The sequence below is a fragment of the Maribacter sp. PR1 genome, from assembly GCF_028464145.1.
Taxonomy (GTDB): Bacteria; Bacteroidota; Bacteroidia; order Flavobacteriales; family Flavobacteriaceae; genus Maribacter.
In genome coordinates this window covers 301155-325434 of the sequence record NZ_JAQPCG010000007.1, presented here as the reverse complement: position 1 = coordinate 325434, position 24280 = coordinate 301155, and the positions used below count along the sequence as shown (strand labels likewise).

General features: G+C 40.1%; 23 protein-coding genes and 1 pseudogene. 10 read left to right on the top strand and 14 right to left on the bottom strand.

What is annotated here, in order from left to right; translation table 11 throughout:
* Positions 1-5: 5 nt before the first annotated feature.
* Positions 6-1253: a type IX secretion system plug protein gene (locus tag PP182_RS16045; RefSeq protein WP_272652275.1), complete on the bottom strand. Its 1248-nt coding sequence runs from the start codon at positions 1251-1253 to the stop codon at positions 6-8.
* Positions 1254-1405: 152 nt separating this feature from the next.
* Between PP182_RS16045 and PP182_RS16040 the strand changes: the two genes are divergently transcribed.
* The 8 genes from PP182_RS16040 to PP182_RS16005 all read left to right on the top strand — a co-directional run bounded on the left by PP182_RS16040 (position 1406) and on the right by PP182_RS16005 (position 8966).
* A complete protein-coding gene (locus PP182_RS16040) occupies positions 1406-2758 on the top strand; it encodes a Na(+)-translocating NADH-quinone reductase subunit A (RefSeq protein WP_272652274.1) in 1353 nt (450 codons plus the stop codon).
* Positions 2759-2761: 3 nt separating this feature from the next.
* Positions 2762-4027 carry an NADH:ubiquinone reductase (Na(+)-transporting) subunit B gene (locus tag PP182_RS16035; RefSeq protein WP_272652273.1) on the top strand — a complete coding sequence of 422 codons (1266 nt, stop codon included), beginning with the start codon at positions 2762-2764 and terminating at the stop codon, positions 4025-4027.
* A gap of 2 nt (positions 4028-4029) precedes the next feature.
* Entirely contained in the window at positions 4030-4779 is a 750-nt protein-coding gene (locus PP182_RS16030) for a Na(+)-translocating NADH-quinone reductase subunit C (protein WP_272652272.1), read from the top strand.
* A gap of 1 nt (position 4780) precedes the next feature.
* Complete coding sequence (locus PP182_RS16025; RefSeq protein WP_272652271.1) at positions 4781-5428, top strand: NADH:ubiquinone reductase (Na(+)-transporting) subunit D; 648 nt, start codon at positions 4781-4783, stop codon at positions 5426-5428.
* Positions 5429-5449: 21 nt separating this feature from the next.
* On the top strand, positions 5450-6214 hold the full coding sequence (gene nqrE, locus PP182_RS16020; protein ID WP_272652270.1) for an NADH:ubiquinone reductase (Na(+)-transporting) subunit E: 765 nt from the start codon (positions 5450-5452) through the stop codon (positions 6212-6214).
* Between the two features lie 2 nt (positions 6215-6216).
* Positions 6217-7524: an NADH:ubiquinone reductase (Na(+)-transporting) subunit F gene (gene nqrF / locus PP182_RS16015; protein WP_272652269.1), complete on the top strand. Its 1308-nt coding sequence runs from the start codon at positions 6217-6219 to the stop codon at positions 7522-7524.
* Between the two features lie 72 nt (positions 7525-7596).
* A complete protein-coding gene (locus PP182_RS16010; RefSeq protein WP_272652268.1) occupies positions 7597-7962 on the top strand; it encodes a Na(+)-translocating NADH-quinone reductase subunit F in 366 nt (121 codons plus the stop codon).
* Entirely contained in the window at positions 7962-8966 is a 1005-nt protein-coding gene (locus PP182_RS16005) for an FAD:protein FMN transferase (RefSeq protein ID WP_272652267.1), read from the top strand. The genes PP182_RS16010 and PP182_RS16005 overlap by 1 nt, the downstream gene beginning before the upstream one ends.
* Here PP182_RS16005 and PP182_RS16000 read toward each other — a convergent pair whose 3' ends face one another.
* The 3 genes from PP182_RS16000 to gpmI form a co-directional block, all read right to left on the bottom strand.
* A complete protein-coding gene (locus PP182_RS16000; protein WP_272652266.1) occupies positions 8967-9731 on the bottom strand; it encodes a class I SAM-dependent methyltransferase in 765 nt (254 codons plus the stop codon). It abuts the gene before it with no gap.
* 104 nt (positions 9732-9835) lie between these two features.
* The gene (map, locus tag PP182_RS15995) at positions 9836-10654 is read right to left on the bottom strand and encodes a type I methionyl aminopeptidase (RefSeq protein WP_272652265.1); all 819 of its coding nucleotides are present in this window, start codon (positions 10652-10654) and stop codon (positions 9836-9838) included.
* 31 nt (positions 10655-10685) lie between these two features.
* Positions 10686-12206 (bottom strand): 2,3-bisphosphoglycerate-independent phosphoglycerate mutase, encoded by a 1521-nt coding sequence (gpmI, locus tag PP182_RS15990; RefSeq protein ID WP_272652328.1) that lies wholly within the window; start codon positions 12204-12206, stop codon positions 10686-10688.
* A 226-nt stretch (positions 12207-12432) separates the two neighbouring features.
* Here gpmI and PP182_RS15985 point away from each other — a divergent pair, with 226 nt between their 5' ends.
* Together PP182_RS15985 and PP182_RS15980 are read left to right on the top strand one after the other, a co-directional pair.
* Positions 12433-12825 carry an ankyrin repeat domain-containing protein gene (locus tag PP182_RS15985; RefSeq protein WP_272652264.1) on the top strand — a complete coding sequence of 131 codons (393 nt, stop codon included), beginning with the start codon at positions 12433-12435 and terminating at the stop codon, positions 12823-12825.
* Positions 12826-13118: 293 nt separating this feature from the next.
* Positions 13119-13505 (top strand): ankyrin repeat domain-containing protein, encoded by a 387-nt coding sequence (locus PP182_RS15980; RefSeq protein WP_272652263.1) that lies wholly within the window; start codon positions 13119-13121, stop codon positions 13503-13505.
* A gap of 96 nt (positions 13506-13601) precedes the next feature.
* Here the strand turns inward: PP182_RS15980 and PP182_RS15975 are convergent, their stop codons facing one another.
* From PP182_RS15975 to PP182_RS15930, 10 genes and pseudogenes are all read right to left on the bottom strand, one after another.
* Positions 13602-13769 (bottom strand): DUF6747 family protein, encoded by a 168-nt coding sequence (locus PP182_RS15975; protein WP_272652262.1) that lies wholly within the window; start codon positions 13767-13769, stop codon positions 13602-13604.
* A 159-nt stretch (positions 13770-13928) separates the two neighbouring features.
* Positions 13929-14692 (bottom strand): annotated as a pseudogene (locus tag PP182_RS15970) (M48 family metalloprotease).
* A gap of 42 nt (positions 14693-14734) precedes the next feature.
* Positions 14735-15463: a M15 family metallopeptidase gene (locus PP182_RS15965; RefSeq protein ID WP_272652261.1), complete on the bottom strand. Its 729-nt coding sequence runs from the start codon at positions 15461-15463 to the stop codon at positions 14735-14737.
* Between the two features lie 88 nt (positions 15464-15551).
* A complete protein-coding gene (locus PP182_RS15960) occupies positions 15552-16727 on the bottom strand; it encodes a gliding motility-associated C-terminal domain-containing protein (RefSeq protein ID WP_272652260.1) in 1176 nt (391 codons plus the stop codon).
* The gene (locus tag PP182_RS15955; protein WP_272652259.1) at positions 16727-17263 is read right to left on the bottom strand and encodes a hypothetical protein; all 537 of its coding nucleotides are present in this window, start codon (positions 17261-17263) and stop codon (positions 16727-16729) included. The genes PP182_RS15960 and PP182_RS15955 overlap by 1 nt, the downstream gene beginning before the upstream one ends.
* A complete protein-coding gene (locus tag PP182_RS15950; protein WP_272652258.1) occupies positions 17257-17508 on the bottom strand; it encodes a hypothetical protein in 252 nt (83 codons plus the stop codon). The genes PP182_RS15955 and PP182_RS15950 overlap by 7 nt, the downstream gene beginning before the upstream one ends.
* Before the next feature lie 219 nt (positions 17509-17727).
* A complete protein-coding gene (locus tag PP182_RS15945) occupies positions 17728-17994 on the bottom strand; it encodes a hypothetical protein (RefSeq protein WP_272652257.1) in 267 nt (88 codons plus the stop codon).
* 115 nt (positions 17995-18109) lie between these two features.
* Entirely contained in the window at positions 18110-19681 is a 1572-nt protein-coding gene (locus tag PP182_RS15940) for an exosporium protein (protein ID WP_272652256.1), read from the bottom strand.
* A gap of 228 nt (positions 19682-19909) precedes the next feature.
* Positions 19910-21070 (bottom strand): gliding motility-associated C-terminal domain-containing protein, encoded by a 1161-nt coding sequence (locus PP182_RS15935; RefSeq protein ID WP_272652255.1) that lies wholly within the window; start codon positions 21068-21070, stop codon positions 19910-19912.
* The gene (locus PP182_RS15930) at positions 21063-24161 is read right to left on the bottom strand and encodes a hypothetical protein (protein ID WP_272652254.1); all 3099 of its coding nucleotides are present in this window, start codon (positions 24159-24161) and stop codon (positions 21063-21065) included. The genes PP182_RS15935 and PP182_RS15930 overlap by 8 nt, the downstream gene beginning before the upstream one ends.
* Between the last annotated feature and the right edge of the window lie 119 nt (positions 24162-24280).

The window sequence follows — 24280 nt, the reverse complement described above, 5'->3', positions numbered from 1 at the left end:
AGCATTTAATTACTGATGGTTCTGGAATTTGTGGAACCGACTCCAATTATACTGTCGTAAAGATCTCCAAAATTTCTGTAATACACTAGGATAAGATAATTGTTCTCCGTAAAATGAAAATTACCGCCAACCGCATTCAAGTTCAATGCTCCAGCATCATTCTGGGTAACGTACTTGTAATTATAGAAACCCTGTTTCATTTCTAAAGTGGCTTCCATCATGCCGTTGTCTTCATTGTAGGTCATTTTATTCTCCTGCGTAAGGGCATAGTTGTTGAATTTTCCAAAGATATAGACGTTGTCAAGGGCTAAGGTTTCTGTATAAGGAAGACTAAAGTGCACTTTAGTGTATTCGGCCTCTCTGGAAGCATTTTCGCCTTGTAGGGTTCTTATCACAAAATCACCATTAATATCGGGAAAATAAGTATACGGTTCATTTGCCCTATAATCATCGCTGAAAAGATAGTGGTTGTATAGATCTCCTATCTCTATTCTAGCAATCTGTGAGCTGGGTGCCCGCAAATCACTAGTGTCGAATAATAAATACTCATTTCCGCCAAAAAAAGCGGTCTCCTGATCATATTTGTATACCAATTCGGATCCCAAGGTAAATTGTGGTTTTATATTGTAAATGGCAGTATCCCAATAGTTATTTTGTATAAGTGCTACCTTAACCTCTTGTTTAGGGTTTACCAATCTAAAATTTCCTGCATTGATTCTGAATTGTACGACCTGTTTTTCGTTTAAAAAATTAAAATCCCTTGAACGTTTTACTTGAGCAGCTACTTTTACAACATCCTTATATACGATGAACCTTCTTGAAAACTGTAGCTCGTAGCTACTATTGTAAATTTCCAAAAGGTAGTTGCCGGTAACTTTGAAGCGTACATTTTCGTTGGGGATGGAAAGCTGATAATTGGAGTACGTTTCCAAGGTTGTGTAGCTATTTTCATAATTTATGATTCTTTGGTTGTCTATACCATCCAAATACTGGGATTTTAATAGACTTGATGGAGTCCAATCATAATCGCAATGAATGATTTTGTAATAATAATCCTGTTCATTGGCCATTAAATCATCAAATTCCAAATAAATCGACTCCCCGATCTGTACCACTGGAAACTGATCGTCCGTAGGTCCTCTAAAGACAATTGATTTTATGTTTTGTGGAGGATTTTTTTCCACTTGAACTTGGCCCGAAAGACTTTGTAGGCATAGAAAGCCGAGAAGGGTTTGTTTAAGGAATAAACGCATTTAACAATCAATTTTGGCTTAAAGGTAAACAAAAAGGATGCCTAAAAAATTAACATCGATGGAATGCCGAAATTATGGGACAATTATTATGAAAACTTTTCATTAAGTAGTAAATTCGCACCAAATTTTGTTAACCTAAGGTCTACAATAATATGTCAAAAGACATTCGAATTAAAAAAGGACTGGACATCAATTTGGTAGGAGCTGCCGAACTGACTACTTCAAAAGCAGTCTTGAGTAATGTTTACACAATAAAACTTGATGATTTTCACGGGATAACCCCAAAAATGCTTTTGAAAGAAGGTGCCGAGGTGAAAGCTGGTGAACCTTTGTTTTACAATAAGAGTATCGAGGAAATGTTGTTCGTGTCTCCGGTTAGCGGAGAGTTGGTGGAAATTGTTAGAGGTGCAAGAAGAAGGATTCTTGAGCTGAAAATTTTGGCCGATAAAACTCAAGAGGTTGTTGAACACAAGAAACTGGATCTGGAGCAAGCTGGCGGAAAAGATGTGAAGGTGGCTTTATTGAAATCGGGGTGTTGGCCTTTCATTAAGCAACGTCCTTATGATGTAATTGCAAATCCAGATACTAATCCAAAAGCAATCTTTATATCGGGTTATGCTAGCGCACCTTTGACTGCGGACTTGGATTATGTCCTAAAAGGAAAAGAAGCAGAGCTCCAAACTGCTATTACTGCCTTAGGAAAACTTACGCCAGGAAAAGTGCATGTATCTGTGGGCAAGTCAGGGGATTCACCATTGGCCGGTCTTAATGGAATAGAACTACACAAAGTTTCAGGGGTACACCCTGCCGGTTTGGTAGGTACCCAAATAAATAAAATCGACCCCATTAATAAAGGGGAATTGGTTTGGACCGTTTCTCCCCAAGATTTAATTATAATTGGTGAGTTTTTGTTGACCGGTAAGTTTAATGCAGAACGACAGATTGCTCTTGCAGGCTCCTCTGTAAAAACTCCAAAATATTATACGACGAAGATAGGTGCTGAAATTTCTACGTTCCTTTATGCCAGCGGGGTAAATGAAGAGAATTTTAGGGTCATCAATGGGGATGTGTTAACGGGTTCTAAAAGCAGTCCCGATGGTCATTTGGGTTATTATAACAATACCGTGACCGTTATTCCCGAAGGGGATGATTATGAGCTTTTTGGTTGGAACAAACCTGTATTTAACAAAGTCTCTACCACAAGAGCACTTACTTTTTCTTGGTTGCAGCCTAAAAAGAAATATGATTTGGATACCAATACGAATGGTGAGCATAGGGCTTTTGTTGTAACAGGTCAATATGAGGAGGTTTTTCCAATGAATATTTACCCATTACAATTATTAAAAGCCTGTATGGTTCAGGATTTGGACGAAATGGAACAGTTGGGGCTATATGAAGTAGCGCCAGAGGATTTTTCTTTAACCGAATTTATATGTATATCCAAGCAACCACATCAGAAAATTATTCGAGAAGGTCTGGATTTGTTACAAAAAGAAATAGGATAAGATATGAGCATTAAAAGTAAATTGCATGAATTGAAACTGAAGTATCAGGGTAAAAAGATGGCACCCGCCTTCAATGCCTTTCATACTTTTTTGTTTACTCCAAATGAAACTACACATGCAGGAGGTACTCACGTTAAAGCTGCGGATGACTTAAAAAGAACAATGAACACGGTTATAATGGCACTTATTCCTGTGTTGTTGTTTTCAATGTTCAATGCGGGATATCAGCACTACGCCGCAATCGATGCGGCCAATGGTTCGCCAAGAACACTTTCTTTTTTTGAAAACTTTTTAACCTGGGATAATTTTTGGATTGGTATTATAAAGGTCCTGCCCCTAGTGGTTGTTTCCTATGGTGTTGGTCTTATCGTTGAATTTATTTTTGCGGTAATTAAAGGTCACGAAGTTGAAGAGGGTTATTTGGTAACAGGTATGTTGGTTCCATTAATAGTACCTGTAGATACACCCTTGTGGATGTTGGCCGTAGCTGTAGTGTTTGGTGTTGTTATTGGTAAGGAAGTTTTCGGTGGTACAGGCATGAATATTTTAAATCCTGCCTTGACCATACGTGCCTTTTTATTTTTTGCCTATCCTACCTGGATGAGTGGTGATAAGGTATGGGTTCACGGTGCTGTAGAAAGAGCCGGTGGACCTGATGCTATTTCCGGAGAGACAATTTTAGGTTCGTTGGCACAAAATTCAGAGGTAAGTTACTCTATATCCGATATGTTCTTTGGTTTTATTCCAGGTTCTGTAGGGGAAACTTCTACTTTACTAATATTGATAGGAGGACTATTTCTAATTTTTAGTAAAATAGCTAGCTGGAGGATTATGCTCAGCGCCGTAATAGGTTCCTTGGTCATGGGACTTATTTTTAATCAAGTGGTTGAATTGGGTTGGATTACCGAGACTAGCAAATTTTATGGTTTAATGAGTTTCGATTTTTGGAAACACCTGATTGTAGGTGGACTGGCCTTTGGTATCGTCTATATGGCGACCGACCCGGTTACTGGGTCTCAAACCAATCGTGGAAAATGGTTTTATGGATTTTTTATCGGTTTTATTTCGGTAATGATCCGTGTCTTTAACCCGGCATACCCAGAAGGTGTTTTCTTGGCCATATTGCTAATGAATGTTTTTGCGCCGACTATCGACCATTATGTGGTTAAAGCAAACATCAATAAGAGAATGAAAAGATTAAAGAATGCTGTTGTACTTCCAAAAGATACGGACGGCAAAGCGGAAGAACTTAAAGCAGAAACGGTTTAATTATGGCAATCAATACAGACAAAAACGTGTACACCGTAGTGTTTGCTGCGGTCATGGTAATCGTGGTAGGTTCCATCCTTGCCTTCTTGGCAACCGGTTTAAGTGGTAGAATTAATGAGAATATGCGTTTTGAAAAGCAACAAAATATTCTTTATGCCATGGGAGTCAACGAGAATGTGGATGAAGGGAGCGTAAATTTTGTGCCTACGGATGTTGTAGAAGATGAATTTTCACAATATATAACGGAGCAAATTGTAATAAAGGGTGATGAGGTCGTTGATAATAGCGAGGCTTACTTGATTGATATGAAGAAACAATTGGCCTTGGCAAAAAAAGGGGAAACTCCGGAATTACCATTGTTTATTGGAGAAAAGGACGGCAAAAAATTCTATGTAATACCAATGTACGGTAAAGGTCTATGGGATGATATTTGGGGATATATCGCTTTGGATAATACTATGGTGGTCCAAGGTGTTTTCTTTGATCATAAGGGAGAAACACCTGGTTTAGGTGCCAACATCAATCAGCGCTATTTTATGGATGATTTTTCGGGAGAGAGCATTATGTCAGGTACCAGATATGCCGGAATCAATGTAGCTAAGGGCAACAACGACCCTTTAAACAATAATAAGGAGGATAATGAAGTGGATGCTCTGGCCGGTGCCACAATTACAGGAAATGGGGTTTCTGCGATGATTAAGGAAACGGTAAACCTCTACAAAGACTATTTAAAAACTATTAGAACAAATTAATATGGCACTTTTATCAAAAAAGGATGCAAATCTCATTAAGGATCCATTAGCGGATAACAACCCGATTACCATTCAGGTTTTGGGTATTTGCTCTGCACTGGCTATTACGGCCGAACTAAAGGCCTCCGTGGTTATGGCGATTGCCGTAATGTTCGTTTTGGGTGTGGGTAATGTGGTTATTTCAGCAATGCGAAATATTATACCGTCCAAAATTCGAATTATTGTTCAGCTAATCGTGGTGGCAACTTTGGTAATTGTTGTGGATCAAGTACTGAAAGCATTCGCATACCCACTGAGTAAAACTTTATCGGTATTCGTGGGTCTTATCATTACCAATTGTATTATTATGGGACGTTTTGAAGCCTTCGCTTTAGGGAATGGGCTTTGGAGATCATTTTTAGATGGTATTGGAAACTCGTTGGGGTATGGTATTATCTTGGTAATCGTTGGCTTTTTTAGGGAATTATTAGGTTCTGGTACCTTATTTGGATATCCAGTTTTTGGTGACCCCATTGAAAAGACAGGTTTGTATGCCTTTGGTTATGAGAATAACGGGTTTATGATAATTCCACCCGCGGCATTGATAGTCGTAGGTATTATTATTTGGGTGCAGCGTACTAGAAATCCTGCATTGGTAGAAGAAAATTAAAATATACTTATATCTAGTATTATGTTAGAACATATAGAATTATTTTTTAGGTCCATATTTATCGATAATATGGTGTTTGCCGTATTCTTAGGGATGTGTTCCTACTTGGCTGTGTCCAAGAAAGTGGCAACGGCAGTTGGATTGGGGGCCGCAGTTATATTCGTATTAGCGGTTACGGTGCCATTAAACTGGTTGTTGGATAGATATTTGCTTCAAGAAGGTGCGTTGTCGTGGTTGGGACCTGAATACGCAGATTATAATCTTAGTTTTCTGTCATTTATCTTATTTATAGCGACGATTGCGACCATGGTGCAACTCGTGGAGATTGTGGTGGAAAAATTTTCACCTTCACTGTATAATTCCTTAGGTATATTCTTGCCGCTGATTGCCGTAAACTGTGCTATTTTAGGAGGTTCGTTGTTTATGCAATCCAGACAAATAGAAACATTCGGTCTTGCGTTCAATTATGGATTAAGTTCCGGTATAGGTTGGTTCTTGGCCATTTTATCGATTGCCGCTATTCGCGAGAAAATAAGGTATTCGAACGTCCCGGCACCATTAAGGGGATTAGGAATCACTTTTATAATTACAGGGTTAATGGGTATTGGTTTTCAGAGTTTTGGTGGAATGTTGACCGGAGGCGATGATGCCGCGGAGGAAGCTCAGGAAACTGTAATTATTGAAACTCCAGTAGAGGAGAATAATGATGCTTCAAAGAAAGAAATAACTGAAAATAATTCAGAGATCGACGAAAAAGAAATCTCTTATAACAACATAAAAAAATAAGTATGATTTTAGCTGCAAGTACTGGCGGTACGATACTAATCACCGTGGTCTCCTTTTTAATTCTTCTTATGATATTGGTGGCTTTGTTGTTGTTTACAAAAGAAAAGTTATCACCTTCTGGCCCAGTGACTATTACCATAAATGGTGAAAAAAAGATTGAAGTAGGTTCTGGAAGTTCTTTGCTTTCCACTTTGGGTAATCAAAAAGTCTTTTTACCATCTGCCTGTGGTGGTGGTGGTACCTGTATACAATGTGAGTGTCATGTACTTTCCGGTGGGGGTGAGGCCTTACCTACGGAAACGCCACACTTTTCTAAAAAGGAGCTTAACCAAGGTGCCCGTTTGGCATGTCAGGTTAAGGTAAAACAAGATATGGAAATTACCATACCCGAAGAGGTTTTTGGTATTAAGAAATGGGATGCCACGGTGGTAAGAAACTATAATGTGGCATCGTTCATAAAGGAGTTTGTAGTTGAGATTCCTGAAGATATGGGCTATAAGGCTGGTGGATATATTCAGATTGAAATTCCAGAGTGTGAGGTTAAATATTCGGATATTGATATAACTGCGCACCCAGAAGAACATGAAAAACCGGATAAATTTCAGGCAGAATGGGATAAATTCAACCTTTGGCCATTGGTAATGAAAAATCCAGAGACCGTGGAAAGGGCGTATTCAATGGCTTCTTATCCGGCTGAAGGACGTGAAATTATGTTGAACGTACGTATTGCTACCCCACCATGGGATAGATCTAAAAATGGATGGATGGATGTGAATCCAGGTATAGCTTCCTCTTATATTTTTAATTTGAAAAAAGGAGACAAATGTGTTATTTCAGGACCATATGGTGAGTTCTTCATTAATGAGTCCGATTCTGAAATGCTGTATGTTGGAGGTGGTGCTGGTATGGCTCCAATGAGATCCCATTTGTACCACCTGTTCAAAACATTAAAAACTGATAGAAAGGTGACCTATTGGTATGGCGGTCGTTCCAAAAGAGAATTGTTTTACTTGGATCATTTTTATGAACTGGAAAAAGAGTTTCCAAACTTTAATTTTTACTTGGCGTTGTCCGAACCTTTGGAAGAGGATAATTGGAAGGTCAAGGAAGATATAGATGCACCTGGTGATGGCTTTGTAGGTTTCATTCACAATTGTGTGATTGATAACTACTTGAGCAAACACGAGGCACCTGAAGATATAGAATTGTATTTCTGTGGTCCCCCATTGATGAACAAAGCTGTTCAAAAAATGGGAGAGGATTATGGAATACCTGATGAGCATATTAGATTCGACGATTTCGGAGGATAGAAAATAGAATATTGTATTAAGAGAACTAAAAACCGGTATGTTACATATCGGTTTTTTTGGAATAAGATGTAAATGAAACCATTAACGGATCAAGAGCTTCATAATTTGGCCATGAATTTAGTTGGAAAACAGCTAGAAGATGATGGCTATGAATTTTTGTCCATCAATAGTGAATTAAGGAAAAATCCCCAATTTGTTTGCATTAAGGAGAGAAAGATGAGTTTTGTTGTCGTTAAGGCTATAGAGTACCCTGGGGACCCACAAGATTTGGATTTTTTCAGGGCAGATTTGAATAAAATGCGAGATCATGCCCTAAAATTTGAAGCAAGAACTTATTATGCGCCCGTAGGATTGGTTAATGCGAAGGATTATAATTTACCGGTCTATCTAGACGAAGAATATATTGTGGATTATGACGGGTTAATTGAGATTGAGTAATGAAGAAATGGATTGTTTTATTAGCTCTTGGGTTTGTTTCCTGTCAATTCGGAAAAAATGGCATTGTTCGGAACCAAAATACAGGCGCTGCCCTAGGAACCTCATATAATATTATTTATTTGGCTGATGATGAGTTGGATTTTCAAATGGAAATAGACTCCGTATTTAGCGTAGTTAACCAATCCCTTTCCACCTATATACCAGATTCAGATATCTCTAAAATCAACAAGGGTGATTCGTCGGTTGTAGTTGATAAAATGTTTAGGGAGGTTTTTGAACTCTCTCGTAGTATACATGAGGCTACAAAAGGCTATTTTGACCCCACGGTTGGTACTTTGGTGAACGCATGGGGGTTTGGACCAGGTCGTGAACTTAATATGGATAGTCTATCGGTCGATAGCTTACTGAATTACGTAGGTTTTAATAAAGTTTCCATTACACCCCAGAATAGAATTGTCAAGGAAAACACCAATATTTATTTTGATTTTAATGCAATAGCGAAAGGATATGCCATCGATAGATTGGCTGACTTTTTAAATAGTAAGGGGATTGATAATTTTTTGGTGGAAGTTGGTGGAGAAGTAGTGGCCAAAGGTATTAATCTGGAAAAAAACAAACCCTGGGTTGTAGGTATCGATGACCCACAAGTTGAAACAGGTCGGCAACTTAAGTTGTTGATTAATTTGACCGACAGAGCCTTGGCATCCTCTGGTAATTATAGAAAATTTAGGATTGATAGTACATCAGGAAAAAAATATGTCCACACGATAGACCCATTAACTGGATACACCAAAAATTCGAACACGTTAGGGGTTACAATATTAGCAAATAATTGTGCAACTGCAGATGGATATGCAACGGCCTTTATGGCGATGGATTTGGATGAAGCCTTTAAAGTGATAAACTCGAATAAGGACTTGGAAGCTTACATTATCTACCTCGATGAAAAAGGAAATACTCAAGAGTTTTTAACAAGCGGATTTAAAAAGCTTTTGGTGAAGTAGTTACTTTTTAACCAGGGGGATTATTTCTCCTTCGGCTAATCTGTATTTATGTACTTCTTCCTTCGATAATTTGGAAGAGTAGACTATTTCATCAACTTTGAATCCAATAGAACGTAATTTATCAAAGTAGTCCCGCCCATATATACGAACATGGTCATATTGTCCAAAAATTTCAGCGCGTTTCTTTTTGTCGACAATAGAATCATCTTCGAAAGTCGTATTCCTTTTTAAATCCTGTGGTATCTGAAAAATTCCCCAACCTCCGGGTTTAAGGACTCGATATAATTCTTTCATTGCTTGGGTGTCATCTGGTATATGCTCCAATACATGATTACAAAGAATAACATCAAAGCTATTATCTTTAAAAGGCAGGTTGCAAATATCCGCTTTTATATCCGCCAAAGGAGAATTTAAATCGGTGGTCGTGTAATTTAAATTCGGGAGTTTCTTAAATCGTTTATAAAAGGCCTGTTCTGGGGCAAAATGTAGCACTTTTAGGGAATCTGTAAAGAAATTGGTTTCGTCTTTTAGATAAAGCCATAAAAGTCTGTGTCTTTCCAAGGATAGGGTAGAAGGGGAAAGCACATTTTCCCTAGGGTTTTCGTAACCATAAGGAAGAAAGCTTCTAAATGTTTTACCATCTATAGGATCCTTATATATACTCCCTGAATAATAAATGGACAACAGGGGCCTAATCCAATAGCTCAATTTGATTAAAATTGGTCTAGGTATAAGATTAAGGAAAAACTTGAAAATTTTTTTCATTTACTCGATAATCGAGATATTATTTAAACCAAGTGCGCACAAGTGTTATTTAGATAAAGCTTTTCAATATTATGAAGAATATTAAAAGTGTTTATCTATAGATTCTAGGATTGCAACTTCGTCTGTCTAAATTCATCCTCCTCATCTGATGTGATACCGAGGGCATCATATATGTATTTAAAGGTTGAAAGCAACTCAGGTTTACCGTTTACAATTGCGACATCGTGTTCAAAATGGGCGCTGGGTTTACCATCTGCGGTAAGAATGGTCCAGCCATCTTTGAGCTGTTTTATGTTTTTTGTGCCCATGTTGATCATGGGCTCTATGGCGACTGTCATACCCTCGGCAAATTTTTTGCCACGACCTCTTTTGCCATAGTTGGGCATTTCGGGACTTTCATGTAATTTCTTGCCAAGTCCATGACCAACAAGTTCACGGACTACTCCATATCCAAAGCTTTCACAATAGTTTTGAATGGCATAGCCTACATCTCCAACCCTATTACCCACCTTAAATTCTCTAATTCCAATATAAAGTGATTCTTTGGTGACCTTTAGCAATTTTTTGACTTCCGGAGCCACTTCACCAACTTCGAAGGTATAAGCGTGGTCTCCATAATATTCATTTTTTAAGGCACCACAATCAACAGAAATGATATCTCCGTCTTTAAGTGGTTCTTTATTGGGAATCCCATGAACCACCTGTGCATTTGGACTCATGTTCAGTGTATTCGGAAAATCGTACATTCCCAGAAATCCGGGTTCTGCACCATGGTCCCTAATAAAAGTCTCCGCCAGCTCATCTAAATAGAGTGCATTGACACCAGGTTTTATCTCCGAAGCCAACATCCCTAAAGTTTTGGATACAATTAGGGCACTTTCGCGCATCAATTCTATTTCTTCTGCCGATTTAATCTTTACCATAATTGCAAAAGTAAGGTAATTAAAGGATTGGTTAATCCACCAAGGATTTTTGGGTCATATAGGAAGATTGCTTAACCCCCATTAATTTTAATATAGTAGGAGCGATATCGCCCAGAACTCCATCTCGTATATGTTTAATATCCTTGTCAACTAGTATCAGTGGAACGGGATTCGTAGTATGTGCGGTATTAGGTGTACCGTCTGGATTAATCATGGTTTCACAATTCCCGTGGTCCGCTATTACGATAACCGAATAATCATTTTCTATAGCAGTCGTAATAACATCTTTTGCACATTTGTCTACAGTTTCACAAGCTTTTATTGCAGCTTCCATTACACCGGTATGACCTACCATGTCCGGATTGGCAAAATTCAAGCAGACAAAATCGACTTCACCTTTTTCAAGTTCAGGAACAATGGAATCCCTAATCTCATAAGCACTCATTTCTGGCTGTAAATCGTAAGTGGCCACCTTAGGCGATGGGCATAATAATCTTTTTTCACCATCAAAGGGAACTTCCCTACCTCCGCTAAAGAAAAAGGTTACGTGAGGGTATTTTTCGGTTTCGGCAATCCTAATTTGTTTTTTACCTGCGTTGGCCAATACTTCCCCCAAGGTTTCCCTAATGTTTTCCTTATCGTAAACTATATGGACACCTTTAAATGAATCGTCATAGTTCGTCATAGTAACATAGTATAAGTCTAGTTTGTGCATATTTTGTTCATGCATGTCTTCTTGACTTAAAACCTGGGTAAGTTCACGGCCCCTATCCGTCCGAAAATTGAAGAAGATGACTACATCCCCTTCTTTTATTTGGGCGACAGGATGACCTTGGTCATTCGTCATTACTATGGGCTCAATGAACTCATCCGTTGTGCCATTATCATAACTCTCTTGAATGCTTTTACTTATATCCGACGACCTTTCACCTTCTCCATTTACCATTACATCATAAGCCTTTTTAACACGTTCCCAACGTTTATCGCGATCCATGGCAAAATACCTCCCCACAACTGAGGCAAGTTGGGCATTTTTCCCTGGGCAATATGAAACTAAGTCTTCCAAGAAGCCTTTACCACTTTTTGGATCTACATCTCGACCATCTGTAAAGGCATGGATGAACATATTTTCAATCCCAGTGTCAGAACCAGCGGAAATTAACCCCTTTAAATGATCAATGTGACTATGAACTCCACCATTGCTTAATAAACCAAGGAAATGAACCGGTTTATGGTTTTCTTTGGCATATGAAAAGGCATCTTTTAGTGTTTTTTCATCCTTCAAGGTGTTTTCCTTAACGGCCAAATTTATTTTGGCCAGATCTTGATAAACGATTCTACCGGCGCCTAGGTTCATATGGCCCACCTCACTATTGCCCATTTGACCTTCGGGAAGGCCAACATTCATCCCGTCCGTAAGTAAATTCGAATTGGGGTATTTTGTATATAAACTATCTATAAATGGAGTATTTGCTTTGTCCACAGCCGAAACATTGGGGTCTGGAGATTTACCCCACCCATCCAATATCATTAAGATTACCTTTTTGTTCATCTCTTTTGCATAAAATTCGATGCTCAAAAATAATAGGATTAGTTAAGTATAACTAGCATATGCTGGGTCTTTTTGAATTGGATTGCGATATTGTTAAATGTTTTAACGATAAACTGAGTCTTCTGTTAAAATTTCGTTATTTAAGTGTTAATCCTGTAACATTTTACTATTGAAGCAGTCTATATTTATATAATCAGAATCTATTCATCAATTAAATTCATTCATCATGAAAAAAACAATCCTAACATTGTCCATGGGGGTTCTCTTTATGGGCAACGGTCTTATGGCCAAAGAATCATTTTCAGAAAACCAAATTACTATTGAAGACAGCTTTAAAGCCTATGAAATTAGTTCATTTTGTAAGGCCGTCATGCAAGGTGATATTGATACTGTGGAGCGCTTGATTGAACTAGGGGAGGATATTGATCAAAAATCCTTAGGTATGACCCCTGTCATGTTTGCCGCACGTTATAATAAAGCTGAAGTACTTCAATTGTTAATTGATAATGGCGCCAATTTAAAAATTAAGAGCAACCAAGGCTTTTCTGTGACCAAATATGCGGAGTTGTCCAATGCAAAGGAGGCTATTGCTGTCTTGGAAAATGCTATGGGAAGTTAAAAAACTAACAAAACCATCAATCAAAAATGATTAAGGCCTGGTCCAATAATTCGATTAGGCCTTTTCTTTATAAACCTCGCTTGTTCACGAGCCGCTGGTGGATATGGGTATTGTTTCCAAATGAAAAAGAGCATTAATATTGATAATGAGATATTTACCTAATTCAACCATTAAGACAAACTTTCTTAATTGTTAAATTTTTATTATTCTTTTCTTAAAATGAAAAATTCATAATAATTGATACGTAATTTTGATGATATAATAAAAAATTACAATTTTAAAATACTCATATTATGAAAAAATCAATTTTATTTCTTTTGTCAATCGGTATTTTGACCCTCTCGAATTCCTATGCAAATACGGATGTTGCGAACCCTAAGGTTAACCAGGCCCTTATTACTGTTAATGATAATATTAGTTCGCTTTGCAAAGCCGCAATGCAAGGAGATGTCGAAAAGGTTAGAAGCCTAATAGCAACTGGGGAAAAGGTTAATGAAAAATCTTTGGGAATGACACCTGCCATGTATGCGGCGAGATACAACAAACCGGAAGTCCTAAAAATTTTGATGCTGAACCAAGCCAATTTAAATATTAAGAGCGATCAAGGATATACAGTAAAGGAATATGCAAAGATGTCCAAGGCAACGCAAGTATTAGCTATATTGGATTCAAACTCTTAAAACATATTTATCATAATTAGTAAAAAAGCCCATCGATGTCGATGGGCTTTTTTAAAATATACTACTCTAAATAGTGTTCAAGTAAAAGAGTATACGTTAAAATTCAAAACCATTTACTGCTCTATAGGTAAAGGCGTATACAGCCATAAACAACATTAGTGCACAGAATACAGAATAAACTTTTAAAAGTACAACCAGTATTTCCGGTTTACAGTTTTCAAAAGCGCCAACATAAAGATTTTTAAAGTGTGTAAGTGTTCCCATTATAGTGTCTCGTTTAGCTATCGAAAAAATTCGATAGATGTTACTAAATCAAAGCTATAAGGGTCAAATTATATGGTGTAAGTGATTCGGGAAGGCTAAATATAGTAAAAAGAAAAGGTGACAGGTACATTATTTACGTTTAACCGCAAAAATTAACGTTTAACCCTCACCTTGATATTTCTCAATGGCTTCCTTTATTTTTTCAATTCTATTTTCTGGGGCTGGGTACGTGCTTTGGAACTCCGGAACTCGATTTGAACCAGCAGCGGCTTTAAGGAGTTTTATCACTTTAATCATCTCATAGGGGTATATCCAGCCTGTATCGTAAATAATACGCCTAACTCGTCACTTTCCAATTCGTCATCACGTCCATTGGACAATAGGGTGTTTTGTCCTATGCTACCCTCGACGTTCCCCATATCTGCACCTAGGCTGGCACCCATAGTCGATGTTTGCCAAAAACTACTTTCCGCAATTCTTTCGGTGGAGTGTCGTCCTACAACATGTCCTATTTCATGACCTAATACCCCAGCGAGTTGAGCCTCGTTCCATTGTGAGAAAAGGGCATAAGTGATAAAGCACTGACCTCCGGGTAGGGCAAAGGCAGTTATGGTTTGCTCATCTGCCGGGAGGTGAAAATCGTATGGGTATGGTGTTTTCCTGGCAATGTTATCAATCAACTTATCTCCAACCACATCTACTAAGACTTGTATTCTTTCATCGGGATATGGGCCTCCGTGTTGCTGTGTCATTTCTGGAGCACTTTGAAGCCTATGGCAATTTCCTGCTCCGTTGACCTATTTATGGTTTGGGGACGCCCGGTACAAGGGTTTTCCTCCTTGTTGTTGCATTTTTGAATAAAGGCGAAGGCAGCGATAGCCAAACCGATAAAAATTCGGATTTTTCCAACTTCCTCTTCTCATAGGGTTAGTGTTCAAACGAATATAACCCTATATACAAAAGAGTTACAGAAGGTCTCTATTAATGTCTAGGATATTGTTTTGAATATAACGTCTTAAAAAAGCTCGGGTAAAATGTTCTGCACCATAAAACTGTTCCGTCTCAAGTAATGCTATTATGTTTTTCCCTCTAAATGCTTCCAACATGGGTATGGATAACGGTGCATAACTGTAGTGCCAGGGTTCGTATTTAAAACCTCTCCTTTTGGGTTCGTCTGTATAGACCAAGTGATAACCATAGGTTTCGGAATTTTCATCCATCCATAACTTAAAGTCCTCATAGGGACCTCCGTTTCCATATTTTTCAGGATCCAAAACATCACCCTCTACTTTTCTATAACCGTCTATAATGTCGGCATCCGTACCCCAATGATGTCTACTGGTTCCGGGTATGGTAGAGTATTCAATAATTTTCTCTATAGCTGCAATGGGTTCCATGCCCTCATCGGTATAGTTGATAAACTTACGTTCAAAGATTCCTTCTTGTCTACTAAAATCCCGATAGCTAGAAACAATTTTTAAATCGATTCCGTCGGAATAGGCCGCCTTTTTCATTTCTAGAAAGGCATCATGCGCTTCTTTTCTAAGATTGATTCCTTCCCCGTACAATTTGATATCTTCTTTGCCCATTAATTCAAGAACGGAATATTCTTCTTCCTGGATAAAAAGGTTGGGTAATAATGAAATAGCCACTGTCGCGCTACTACTTTTTTGGATAAAGGACCTTCTCTTCATGTTCGGGTTTCTAGAAATTTATTTGATATTAAAATTACTCAATTAATTTTATTCGGTTCGGTAACCTAGTAAAATTGTGTACGACTGTTTACTGATAGGTGGTTAAGTATAAGTATCCCTGGTGTTTTATATTAAGGTCGTTTAAGCTTATGATATAGAAATAGATTCCTGATGCCAATCCGGAATTTCTGGCAATAGCGGTCTCTCTATTTGAAATTCCATCAAATTCATTATTGTAATTGGATTTGGAGTAGACCAGTACACCGTACCTGTTGAAAATCTGAATGGAATTATTTGGAGAATTTTCGATTCCATCGATTACCAAACGGTCGTTAACTCCGTCGCCATTGGGAGTCATATAATAATTGTCCAAATCTATGGACGATAAACTTTGCAGCAGGCCTTTGTTTCCTCCCAGGGTTATAATTTTATACTCATTGGGTACAAAAAGGTCAGATGTTATTTTTCCTTGACTTAGATTTCCCGAGAAATCGGTATTTCCTAAATCCTCCCATATTTTATTCTTGACATTCCAACCCACAACTTTGAGTTCGGAAATATCATCGACTAGCATACCGATATTACTGTCCTCGTTCCAAGTAAGCTCCACATTAGATGCTTTCTCGCCTTCTAAATGCCAGAATTCAAAGTTGCTAACGGAGAGAAATTCAGTTTGTAGATTTTCAGTATTGAAGGATTCCCCAAAAACACTAGGGCTATTGGGGTTCTCGTAATAGTAGGCACTTTTGGCATAGTCGTTTATTGCATTTGATGATAAGGTCAAAGGACGTAGTTTATCTCCATTTCCAATGGGAAAAGTAAAGGTGTCCTTCCCTTGAATGGAGGCATAGCCTTCTATATGGTTGAAGTTACCCTCTCCAACGTAAAAGGATTCATTTAAAAAACTCAAGTTGATCTCGGATTGAACTCGAGGGGTATGTACCTTTCCGGATATTAGGTTGAGATTATTGAGTATACCCATTGTATTTTCCAAATATAACCCCTTTTCCACGGCTACCTCCAAATCAAAGAACACCGGATTTGAACTTCCTGAAAGTACCAGTTCACTATCTTGACTATAAAAACCTACCAATCCCATGTTTTGATTGAAGGCCCCATCGTTAATGACATTCATATGAAAGCCTACAAGACCGGTGTCGTGAATTTTTATGCTGCCATAGTTGTGTACGGCCTCTTGTCCCCATCCCAATAAACAGGAGAGGAGGACCAAAAGAAAAATCCGATATTTTAAAAAACCCTTCATTATCTATATGCTTCAAAAATGACTACGATGCCATCCGAGTAATTATCCGTGTTTAACGTAAATCCATTCGTATTGAAACTGGTGACTCTTGCCGTTGTCAGACCGAATTTATCACCATTCTGATTGGAGTATCGAAGTCCAATGGAATGTGAACTTGAGGCATATCTAGAGATATCGTTGATGGAATTACCACTACCACCGATATAGATTACTTGTTCTGCAATGGAACCCCCATCATTTCTGGCAAAGCCGCGCATGTTACCAAAAGCGTTTGCTAATCCCGAATTGTTATTGCCTACTCCATTGTCGGTATCCATATTAAAATCTTCCACATTGGCATATGCTGTAAATGATATAGAGGTAGGTTCAAATGGTATACCGGTAATGGTAACGTTTCCTGCAGATGTAATTCTGAAAGTACCTACATAAACTCTTGGGAGATTGTCTACATAGGTTTTGGTAGTTGCGTCTTGTGCATCGGTCGGATTCCCGAGATCAATAATCTTTGAATTGTTCGCAGAGTTACCTTCTACCAATACTTCCTGAAGCGTCTGATCTTCCAGGGCAGGATCCCCAGTGGGACCTTTATCTCCGGTTTCACCTTTATCCCCGGTCTCTCCTTTATCACCAGATTCGCCTTTGTCTCCGTCCGGTCCTTTATCTCCTGTCTCTCCTTTATCTCCATCTGGTCCTTTATCACCAACATCACCCTTTTCGCCCTTATCTCCGGTTTCACCTTTGTCTCCAGTTGGGCCCTTATCGCCGACATCACCTTTTTCACCCTTGTCTCCGGTTAGACCTTTGTCTCCAGTCTCTCCTTTGTCGCCAACCTCTCCTTTATCTCCGGTTTCACCTTTGTCTCCATCTGGTCCTTTATCACCAGTAGCGCCCTTGTCACCTACGTCACCTTTTTCGCCCTTGTCACCTTTATCTCCGGTTTCACCTTTATCGCCAGTAGCGCCCTTGTCACCGACGTCACCTTTTTCACCCTTATCTCCGGTTAGACCTTTGTCACCGGTCTCTCCTTTATCACCAGTTTCGCCTTTGTCTCCGTCCGGTCCTTTATCTCCTGTCTCTCCTTTATCTCCATCTGGTCCTTTATCACCAACATCACCCTTTTCGCCCTTAGCTCCGGTTTCACCTTTGTCTCCAGTTGGGCCCTTATCGCCGACATCACCTTTTTCACCCTTGTCTCCTGTTTCACCTTTATCTCCGGTTTCACCTTTATCGCCAGTAGCGCCCTTGTCACCGACGTCACCTTTTTCACCCTTATCTCCGGTTAGACCTTTGTCACCGGTCTCTCCTTTATCACCAGTTTCGCCTTTGTCTCCGTCTGGACCTTTATCACCGACATCACCTTTTTCACCCTTATCCCCCGTCTCTCATTTGTCACCAACATCACCTTTGTCTCCTGTTTCACCTTTGTCTCCATCTGGTCCTTTATCACCAACATCGCCTTTATCACCTTTGTCTCCTGTCTCTCCTTTTTCTCCGTCTGGTCCTTTATCACCTACATCACCTTTTTCACCCTTGTCTCCGGTTTCTCCTTTATCTCCTGTCTCTCCTTTGTCTCCGTCTGGACCTTTATCACCAACATCGCCCTTTTCACCCTTATCACCTGTTTCACCTTTGTCTCCTGTCTCTCCCTTATCACCCACATCACCTTTATCGCCGTCAGGTCCTTTATCACCGACATCACCCTTATCCCCGGTTATACCTTTATCACCTACATCACCTTTTTCACCTTTGTCCCCGGTTGGACCTTTATCACCAACATCACCTTTGTCTCCGGTTTCACCTTTGTCTCCAGTTGGACCCTTATCGCCGACATCACCTTTTTCACCCTTGTCTCCGGTTAGACCTTTGTCTCCTGTCTCTCCTTTGTCACCGACGTCACCTTTATCTCCTGTCTCTCCTTTGTCTCCTGTCTCTCCTTTGTCCCCGGTTGGACCTTTATCACCAACATCGCCTTTGTCACCAGTTTCACCTTTGTCCCCGACGTCACCCTTTTCACCCTTATCTCCGGTTAGGCCTTTGTCTCCGTCTGGTCCTTTGTCTCCAGTCTCTCCTTTGTCACCAACATCGCCTTTGTCTCCTGTTTCACCTTTGTCTCCATCTGGTCCTTTATCACCAACATCGCCTTTATCACCTTTATCTCCTGTCTCTCCTTTATCTCCAGTTTCTCCTTTGTCCCCTGTTGGACCCTTATCACCAACATCACCTTTGTCTCCAGTTGGACCTTTATCACCAACATCACCTTTTTCACCCTTGTCTCCGGTTTCACCTTTGTCACCAGTTTCACCTTTGTCGCCTACATCACCCTTTTCTCCTTTGTCACCAATAACGCCTTTGTCCCCGGTCTCTCCCTTATCTCCGGTTAGACCTTTGTCACCGGTTTCTCCTTTATCTCCTGTCTCTCCTTTGTCTCCGTCTGGACCTTTATCACCAACATCACCTTTTTCGCCCTTATCTCCGGTTGGACCTTTATCACCAACATCGCCCTTTTCACCCTTGTCACCTGTTTCACCTTTGTCTCCAGTTGGACCTTTATCACCTACATCACCTGAATCTCCTTTTTCACCTTGTGGACCCGTTAAATCTGAAGAGGTAAAAGAGGTTCCGTCACTATAGTTTATCGTAAAAGTGCCATCGTAATTATCGACAAAGGAAAAGGTTCCAGCCTGTGTGGAATTACATAAATTGTTCCATTGAGCACCATCAAAATGGTGTACACAGTTCGTATCCGTGTTGTAGACGATGGCTCCCCTAAGCGGGGTTATACTTTCCATTTGGTCCGTTGTAAGTCGGGTCAAAACAAATGCCTTGTCCGTACTTTCCAACTCGACAATGGAAGCCGAATTAATATTATTGGGATTTTGTCCTATTTTAACTTGTCCAATCGAATATTGGACAAGAAGTAGGAATAAAGGAAACAAAATTCTTTTTGGGAACATATTCTTTTGATTTGGAAACATACTTTGTCATAATAAAGGTATTGACCAAACGCTTGGATGTATAGGATATGTTGTGAAGTGATGTAAAATTGTTGTGAATAACTAAAGGGTTTCCGGACACAGCATTATTCTGCTCTTGGTCGATAAAGCGGGAAGATTAAAAGTATAGAAAATCTTCCATTTTAACCGATGAAATGAAGCTCAGAACTCATAAAAATAGTAGGATTATTACCTGGCCAAATATAAAAAACCTTGATAGCTTAAGTCCAGGTCCAGCATGTCGATAGTGAAAAAATAAACACCCTCAGGTAGGCCGTCCTCCCGAGAAATAACAAAGTTGTTGATATTGGAGACGCCTACAAATTCATTGACATAATTAGACTTTTCAAAGACTTTTAGTCCATATCGATCATAAATCCTGACCATGTTATTGGGGGATTGCTCCAGTTCCTCCACATAAAAACTATCGTTGATGCCGTCCCCATTGGCAGAAACGAGAAAGTTGTCCAAGGTCAATACTTCTTTTTCCAAAGGTTCATAGGGTATTTTGGATACACCCAAAGTAAGGATCTCGTAGTCGTCGGGGGTGAATGATTTCGTAGTCACAAAACCTTGTTCCAACGAGCCCGTAACCGTGGAAGCCTCGAGATTAATCCAGCGTTGTGAAGCCTTGCTCCAGCCCACCACTATTATTTTTGTGGCATCGTCCGTTAGGGTGGACAAATTGCTTCGCTCGTTCCAGCTGATGGACACCGTGGAAGGCAAGCTGCCCTCCAAACGCCAGAATTCTGTGCTCGAAACCGCTTCTACATCGATATCCAGTTCCGAAGTATTGAAATTGCCGGGGAATACAGCTTGGCTATTTGGATCATCAAAGAAATAGGCACATTTGGCAAAAGGGTTGGCACTTTCGGAGTTTAAGGTCAACGGGCGTAAAAAATCCACATCCCCCACCGGAAACATAAAATTTTGTTGGTTGGTGATTGCGGCATATCCGTTTACCTTGGTGAGGTCACTTTCCCCATTGTAAAAGGCATTTGCCAAAAAATTATAATAGACGGCACTGTTGGATTTTGGTGTATAGATATCCCCGAGAATAAAATTGGTGTTATTGCGGGTATCCAAACCAAGGGTAAGAATCAAGTCATTGTCTACCGCTACCTCTACATCGTAAAACAAGGGAACCACATTGCCGAATACCGCTAAATCGGTTCCATAGAAACCGGCAAGTCCGCTATTGTCATCAAAAGGGGAGTCGTTGATCAGATCGGTATGGAAGCCCAAGTTGCCCCCTTCATGAATACGAATATTACCATTGTTGAACAATGCTGTTTGTGCACTCAAAGACATCAGCGAAAAGAATAGAAATATGTTCAGGTATTTATTCATTTTCCTTGGCTAACATTTTTTTGATTTCTTCCACCTGCGATTTTAAGGATTCCAATTCCTTAGAAAGTTCTTGATTTTCCTGCTGTAATGTCTCAATTTTCTTTTCCTGTTCTATGGTGTGGAGAAAAAGTTCCTCTATTTTTTCCAGGTTTTGCAAATTTGATTTGCTCAAGTTCCAAGCGCCTTCTTTTTTGGCTGCTGCCGCTGAAGTTATTCCAGGCAAATGATTGTTTTTCTTGATAAAACTTTCAATTTCTTTTAAAGATTGAAATTGATAATCACTGTTTAAGGCGGACACTCCTAAAAAATATTTTTGGAAGACATAATCTGGTACTCCAATAGCATTATCATTCGAAAGAAAACTTCCGTCTGCTCGAATATTACCAGCAACATGTAAATTTTCTTGAGGAACCGTAACTCCAATTCCAACATTGCCACTTCCTAGAATTCTCAAGCCTTCATTGCCACCAGCTGAAAATGCGATTTCATCTTCATCAGGTTGAAACATGCCATCATTTTTTGTTGTGCTGTTAAAACGGTATGTAGGCAAAGCGGCAGACCCTCCTGTGTCCGGACCAGAAAAGGACCCTGCTCTAATTTGATTAGCAACTTGGAGTTGAGCAGTAGGGGTAGCAACACCAATCCCCAAGCTATTTCCATCCCAATTAAGTTGAGCAACATTTTCATTAACACCCCCATTTCCATCGGAAAATAAAATTGCTCCGGTATTCGCCGGATTGGTTAAATTTCCCCACTGTACGTCTGTACCGTTGGTGATTAGCACCTGTCCGTCCGTACCTTGCTGAATCTTGTCCGGTGTTACGTTGTCGTCCAGTATCTTAATGGTGGTCACGGCATCGTCGGCCAGTTCGAGTGCGTTGCCGGTCGTACCGTCCCCGTCTATTGTGGTTCCGGTCACGGATGCTCCTGCTGGCGCGCTTCCCCACTGTACGTCTGTACCGTTGGTGATTAGCACCTGTCCGTCCGTACCTTGCTGAATCTTGTCCGGTGTTACGTTGTCGTCCAGTATCTTAATGGTGGTCACGGCATCGTCGGCCAGTTCGAGTGCGTTGCCGGTCGTACCGTCCCCGTCTATTGTGGTTCCGGTCACGGATGCTCCTGCTGGCGCGCTTCCCCACTGTACGTCTGTACCGTTGGTGATTAGCACCTGTCCGTCCGTACCTTGCTGAATCTTGTCCGGTGTTACGTTGTCGTCCAGTATCTCGTCGGAGGTTACCGCTCCGGTGGCGATGTCGTCCGCCACTATTGTGTTCAGTGCTATCTCCGCCGATGATACGGCGTCCAGCGCGATGGTGAGAACCCCTGTGTTGTCGATGGTCGCGTCTCCAATTAGAGTCCTTTCCTGAGGTATATTAGTTGCATCTCCAATTAGTATTGTACCGTCTGTCAATGCTGAAATTCCGGTACCATCAGTTCGATCGTCTGCAATTATCCAATTGTTTACATCATCTTCCCATTTTAAAATTTGTCCATCTAGTGCTCCCATTTGGTTCAAATCCTCTGCGAGAATGGTAGCGTTTGCTATTTTGGCGGAATTGACTGTATTGGCGCCAATAACTGTTGCGTTGGTCGGTCCGGAAACATCTCCTGCAAGTGGGTTTACCGAGAATTGGTTGGCAGGACTAAGGCTCAGCCCAGCACCTTCGGTATAAGTAGTTCCCCCGGCATCAGCCGAGGGTGCCCAATCCGCACCGTTCCATTTTAAGATTTGACCATTTGAAGCGCCCATTTGATTGAGATCCTCTGCAAGAATGGTAGCGTTTGCTATTTTGGCGGAGTTGACTGTATTGGCGCCAATAACTGTTGCGTTGGTCGGTCCGGAAACATCTCCTGCAAGTGGGTTCACCGAGAATTGGTTGGCAGGACTAAGGCTCAGCCCAGCACCTTCTGTATAAGTAGTTCCCCCGGCATCAGCCGAGGGTGCCCAATCCGCGCCGTTCCATTTTAAGATTTGACCATTTGAAGCGCCCATTTGATTGAGATCCTCTGCAAGAATGGTAGCGTTTGCTATTTTGGTGGAGTTGATAGCATTATTAGCAATGGTCAATGATACATCATTAAAAGCTGCATCAGTACCTCCTGTAATATTGATATCACCTGAAGTAATGTCACCTGTTCCACCTACTCCGCCTACGGCATTATCCACGTATACTTTTACTGCATTTTGAGTCGGATATAATGTTGTGGAAGATCCTAAGGCAACGTTATCTGATTTGTTGGCATTATCTTCTTTAAGGACTAATGCAGTATTGAGCTCTGTATCAGTAGTAAAACTATTTAAATCAATATCTAGTCCACCGTCTTCAAGACGAAGAATATTGTTTTGTAGTGTTAGTTGTTGATCATCAGATCCAATGAGTCCCCCTAAATTCACACTTCCTCCTCCTGGGGTGGTAGACGGCGTTATAGTTAATGTCGTGTCCGCTTTATTAAAGGTTAAATCAAACAATTCATTTTGATTCTTCCAAATGGGTATACCATTTTCATCCGTAGCCATTACGAAATTTGGATCGCTTTCGGCTATATCAAACGACGTTATACTTCTATCTTTTATCTCATCAGACCCAACGGTATTGTCCCTTAATTCGCTTTCGCCCACCGAATCTGGGGCCAATTTATCTTCTCCGATAGAATTGTTGGCTATTTGATTAGGACCAACAGCAGAATTAGCGATATGTACCGTACGTATATTACCTGGAGCTATTTCAAAATTGTAATTGCTTCCCTCTTGTGTAATTACGATGGTTTCCGTGGGAGCTTCAGGATTATTGACAATATTGTTGGTGGAAAAAGTTATGTTGGCGGCATCACACAGATTTATCCATTGTGCACCATTGTAATAATGAATACATTCTATATCGGTATTGTATACCATCCCCCCCGGCAAGGGTGTTATGGCTTCCATTTGTGCCGTGGTGACCTTGGAAATGACAAGGACCCTAGAATTACTCTCCAGTTCCAACACCGAGGCCGGATCTATCGTTTGTGGGTTATCCCCAATTTTTATTTGTCCAAAGGTATACGTGGTACCCAAGGACAGGAAGAGACTTAGTAGAACTAGACGTTTCATATAGTGTGGTTTATCTAAAAAATACCGGGAAAACAAAAATAGGATTATCTCTTTGCCAAACCTTTTTTTATGGTTAAAAAGATGACTCTATAGGATGAAAAGTAATGTAAATCCGTTTA

Excerpts from the sequence above, each read along its gene's own strand:
- PP182_RS16010 (WP_272652268.1), top strand. The coding sequence starts at position 7,597 with ATGAAACCATTAACGGATCAAGAGCTTCATAATTTGGCCATGAATTTA.
- PP182_RS15965 (WP_272652261.1), bottom strand. The coding sequence starts at position 15,463 with ATGAAGAGAAGGTCCTTTATCCAAAAAAGTAGTAGCGCGACAGTGGCT.
- PP182_RS16035 (WP_272652273.1), top strand. The coding sequence starts at position 2,762 with ATGAGCATTAAAAGTAAATTGCATGAATTGAAACTGAAGTATCAGGGT.
- PP182_RS16045 (WP_272652275.1), bottom strand. The coding sequence starts at position 1,253 with ATGCGTTTATTCCTTAAACAAACCCTTCTCGGCTTTCTATGCCTACAA.
- PP182_RS15980 (WP_272652263.1), top strand. The coding sequence starts at position 13,119 with ATGAAAAAATCAATTTTATTTCTTTTGTCAATCGGTATTTTGACCCTC.
- nqrE (WP_272652270.1), top strand. The coding sequence starts at position 5,450 with ATGTTAGAACATATAGAATTATTTTTTAGGTCCATATTTATCGATAAT.
- PP182_RS15960 (WP_272652260.1), bottom strand. The coding sequence starts at position 16,727 with ATGAAGGGTTTTTTAAAATATCGGATTTTTCTTTTGGTCCTCCTCTCC.
- PP182_RS15930 (WP_272652254.1), bottom strand. The coding sequence starts at position 24,161 with ATGAAACGTCTAGTTCTACTAAGTCTCTTCCTGTCCTTGGGTACCACG.
- PP182_RS16040 (WP_272652274.1), top strand. The coding sequence starts at position 1,406 with ATGTCAAAAGACATTCGAATTAAAAAAGGACTGGACATCAATTTGGTA.
- PP182_RS15935 (WP_272652255.1), bottom strand. The coding sequence starts at position 21,070 with ATGAATAAATACCTGAACATATTTCTATTCTTTTCGCTGATGTCTTTG.
- PP182_RS15940 (WP_272652256.1), bottom strand. The coding sequence starts at position 19,681 with ATGTTCCCAAAAAGAATTTTGTTTCCTTTATTCCTACTTCTTGTCCAA.
- map (WP_272652265.1), bottom strand. The coding sequence starts at position 10,654 with ATGGTAAAGATTAAATCGGCAGAAGAAATAGAATTGATGCGCGAAAGT.
- PP182_RS16025 (WP_272652271.1), top strand. The coding sequence starts at position 4,781 with ATGGCACTTTTATCAAAAAAGGATGCAAATCTCATTAAGGATCCATTA.
- PP182_RS15975 (WP_272652262.1), bottom strand. The coding sequence starts at position 13,769 with ATGGGAACACTTACACACTTTAAAAATCTTTATGTTGGCGCTTTTGAA.
- PP182_RS16000 (WP_272652266.1), bottom strand. The coding sequence starts at position 9,731 with ATGAAAAAAATTTTCAAGTTTTTCCTTAATCTTATACCTAGACCAATT.
- nqrF (WP_272652269.1), top strand. The coding sequence starts at position 6,217 with ATGATTTTAGCTGCAAGTACTGGCGGTACGATACTAATCACCGTGGTC.
- PP182_RS16030 (WP_272652272.1), top strand. The coding sequence starts at position 4,030 with ATGGCAATCAATACAGACAAAAACGTGTACACCGTAGTGTTTGCTGCG.
- PP182_RS16005 (WP_272652267.1), top strand. The coding sequence starts at position 7,962 with ATGAAGAAATGGATTGTTTTATTAGCTCTTGGGTTTGTTTCCTGTCAA.
- gpmI (WP_272652328.1), bottom strand. The coding sequence starts at position 12,206 with ATGAACAAAAAGGTAATCTTAATGATATTGGATGGGTGGGGTAAATCT.
- PP182_RS15985 (WP_272652264.1), top strand. The coding sequence starts at position 12,433 with ATGAAAAAAACAATCCTAACATTGTCCATGGGGGTTCTCTTTATGGGC.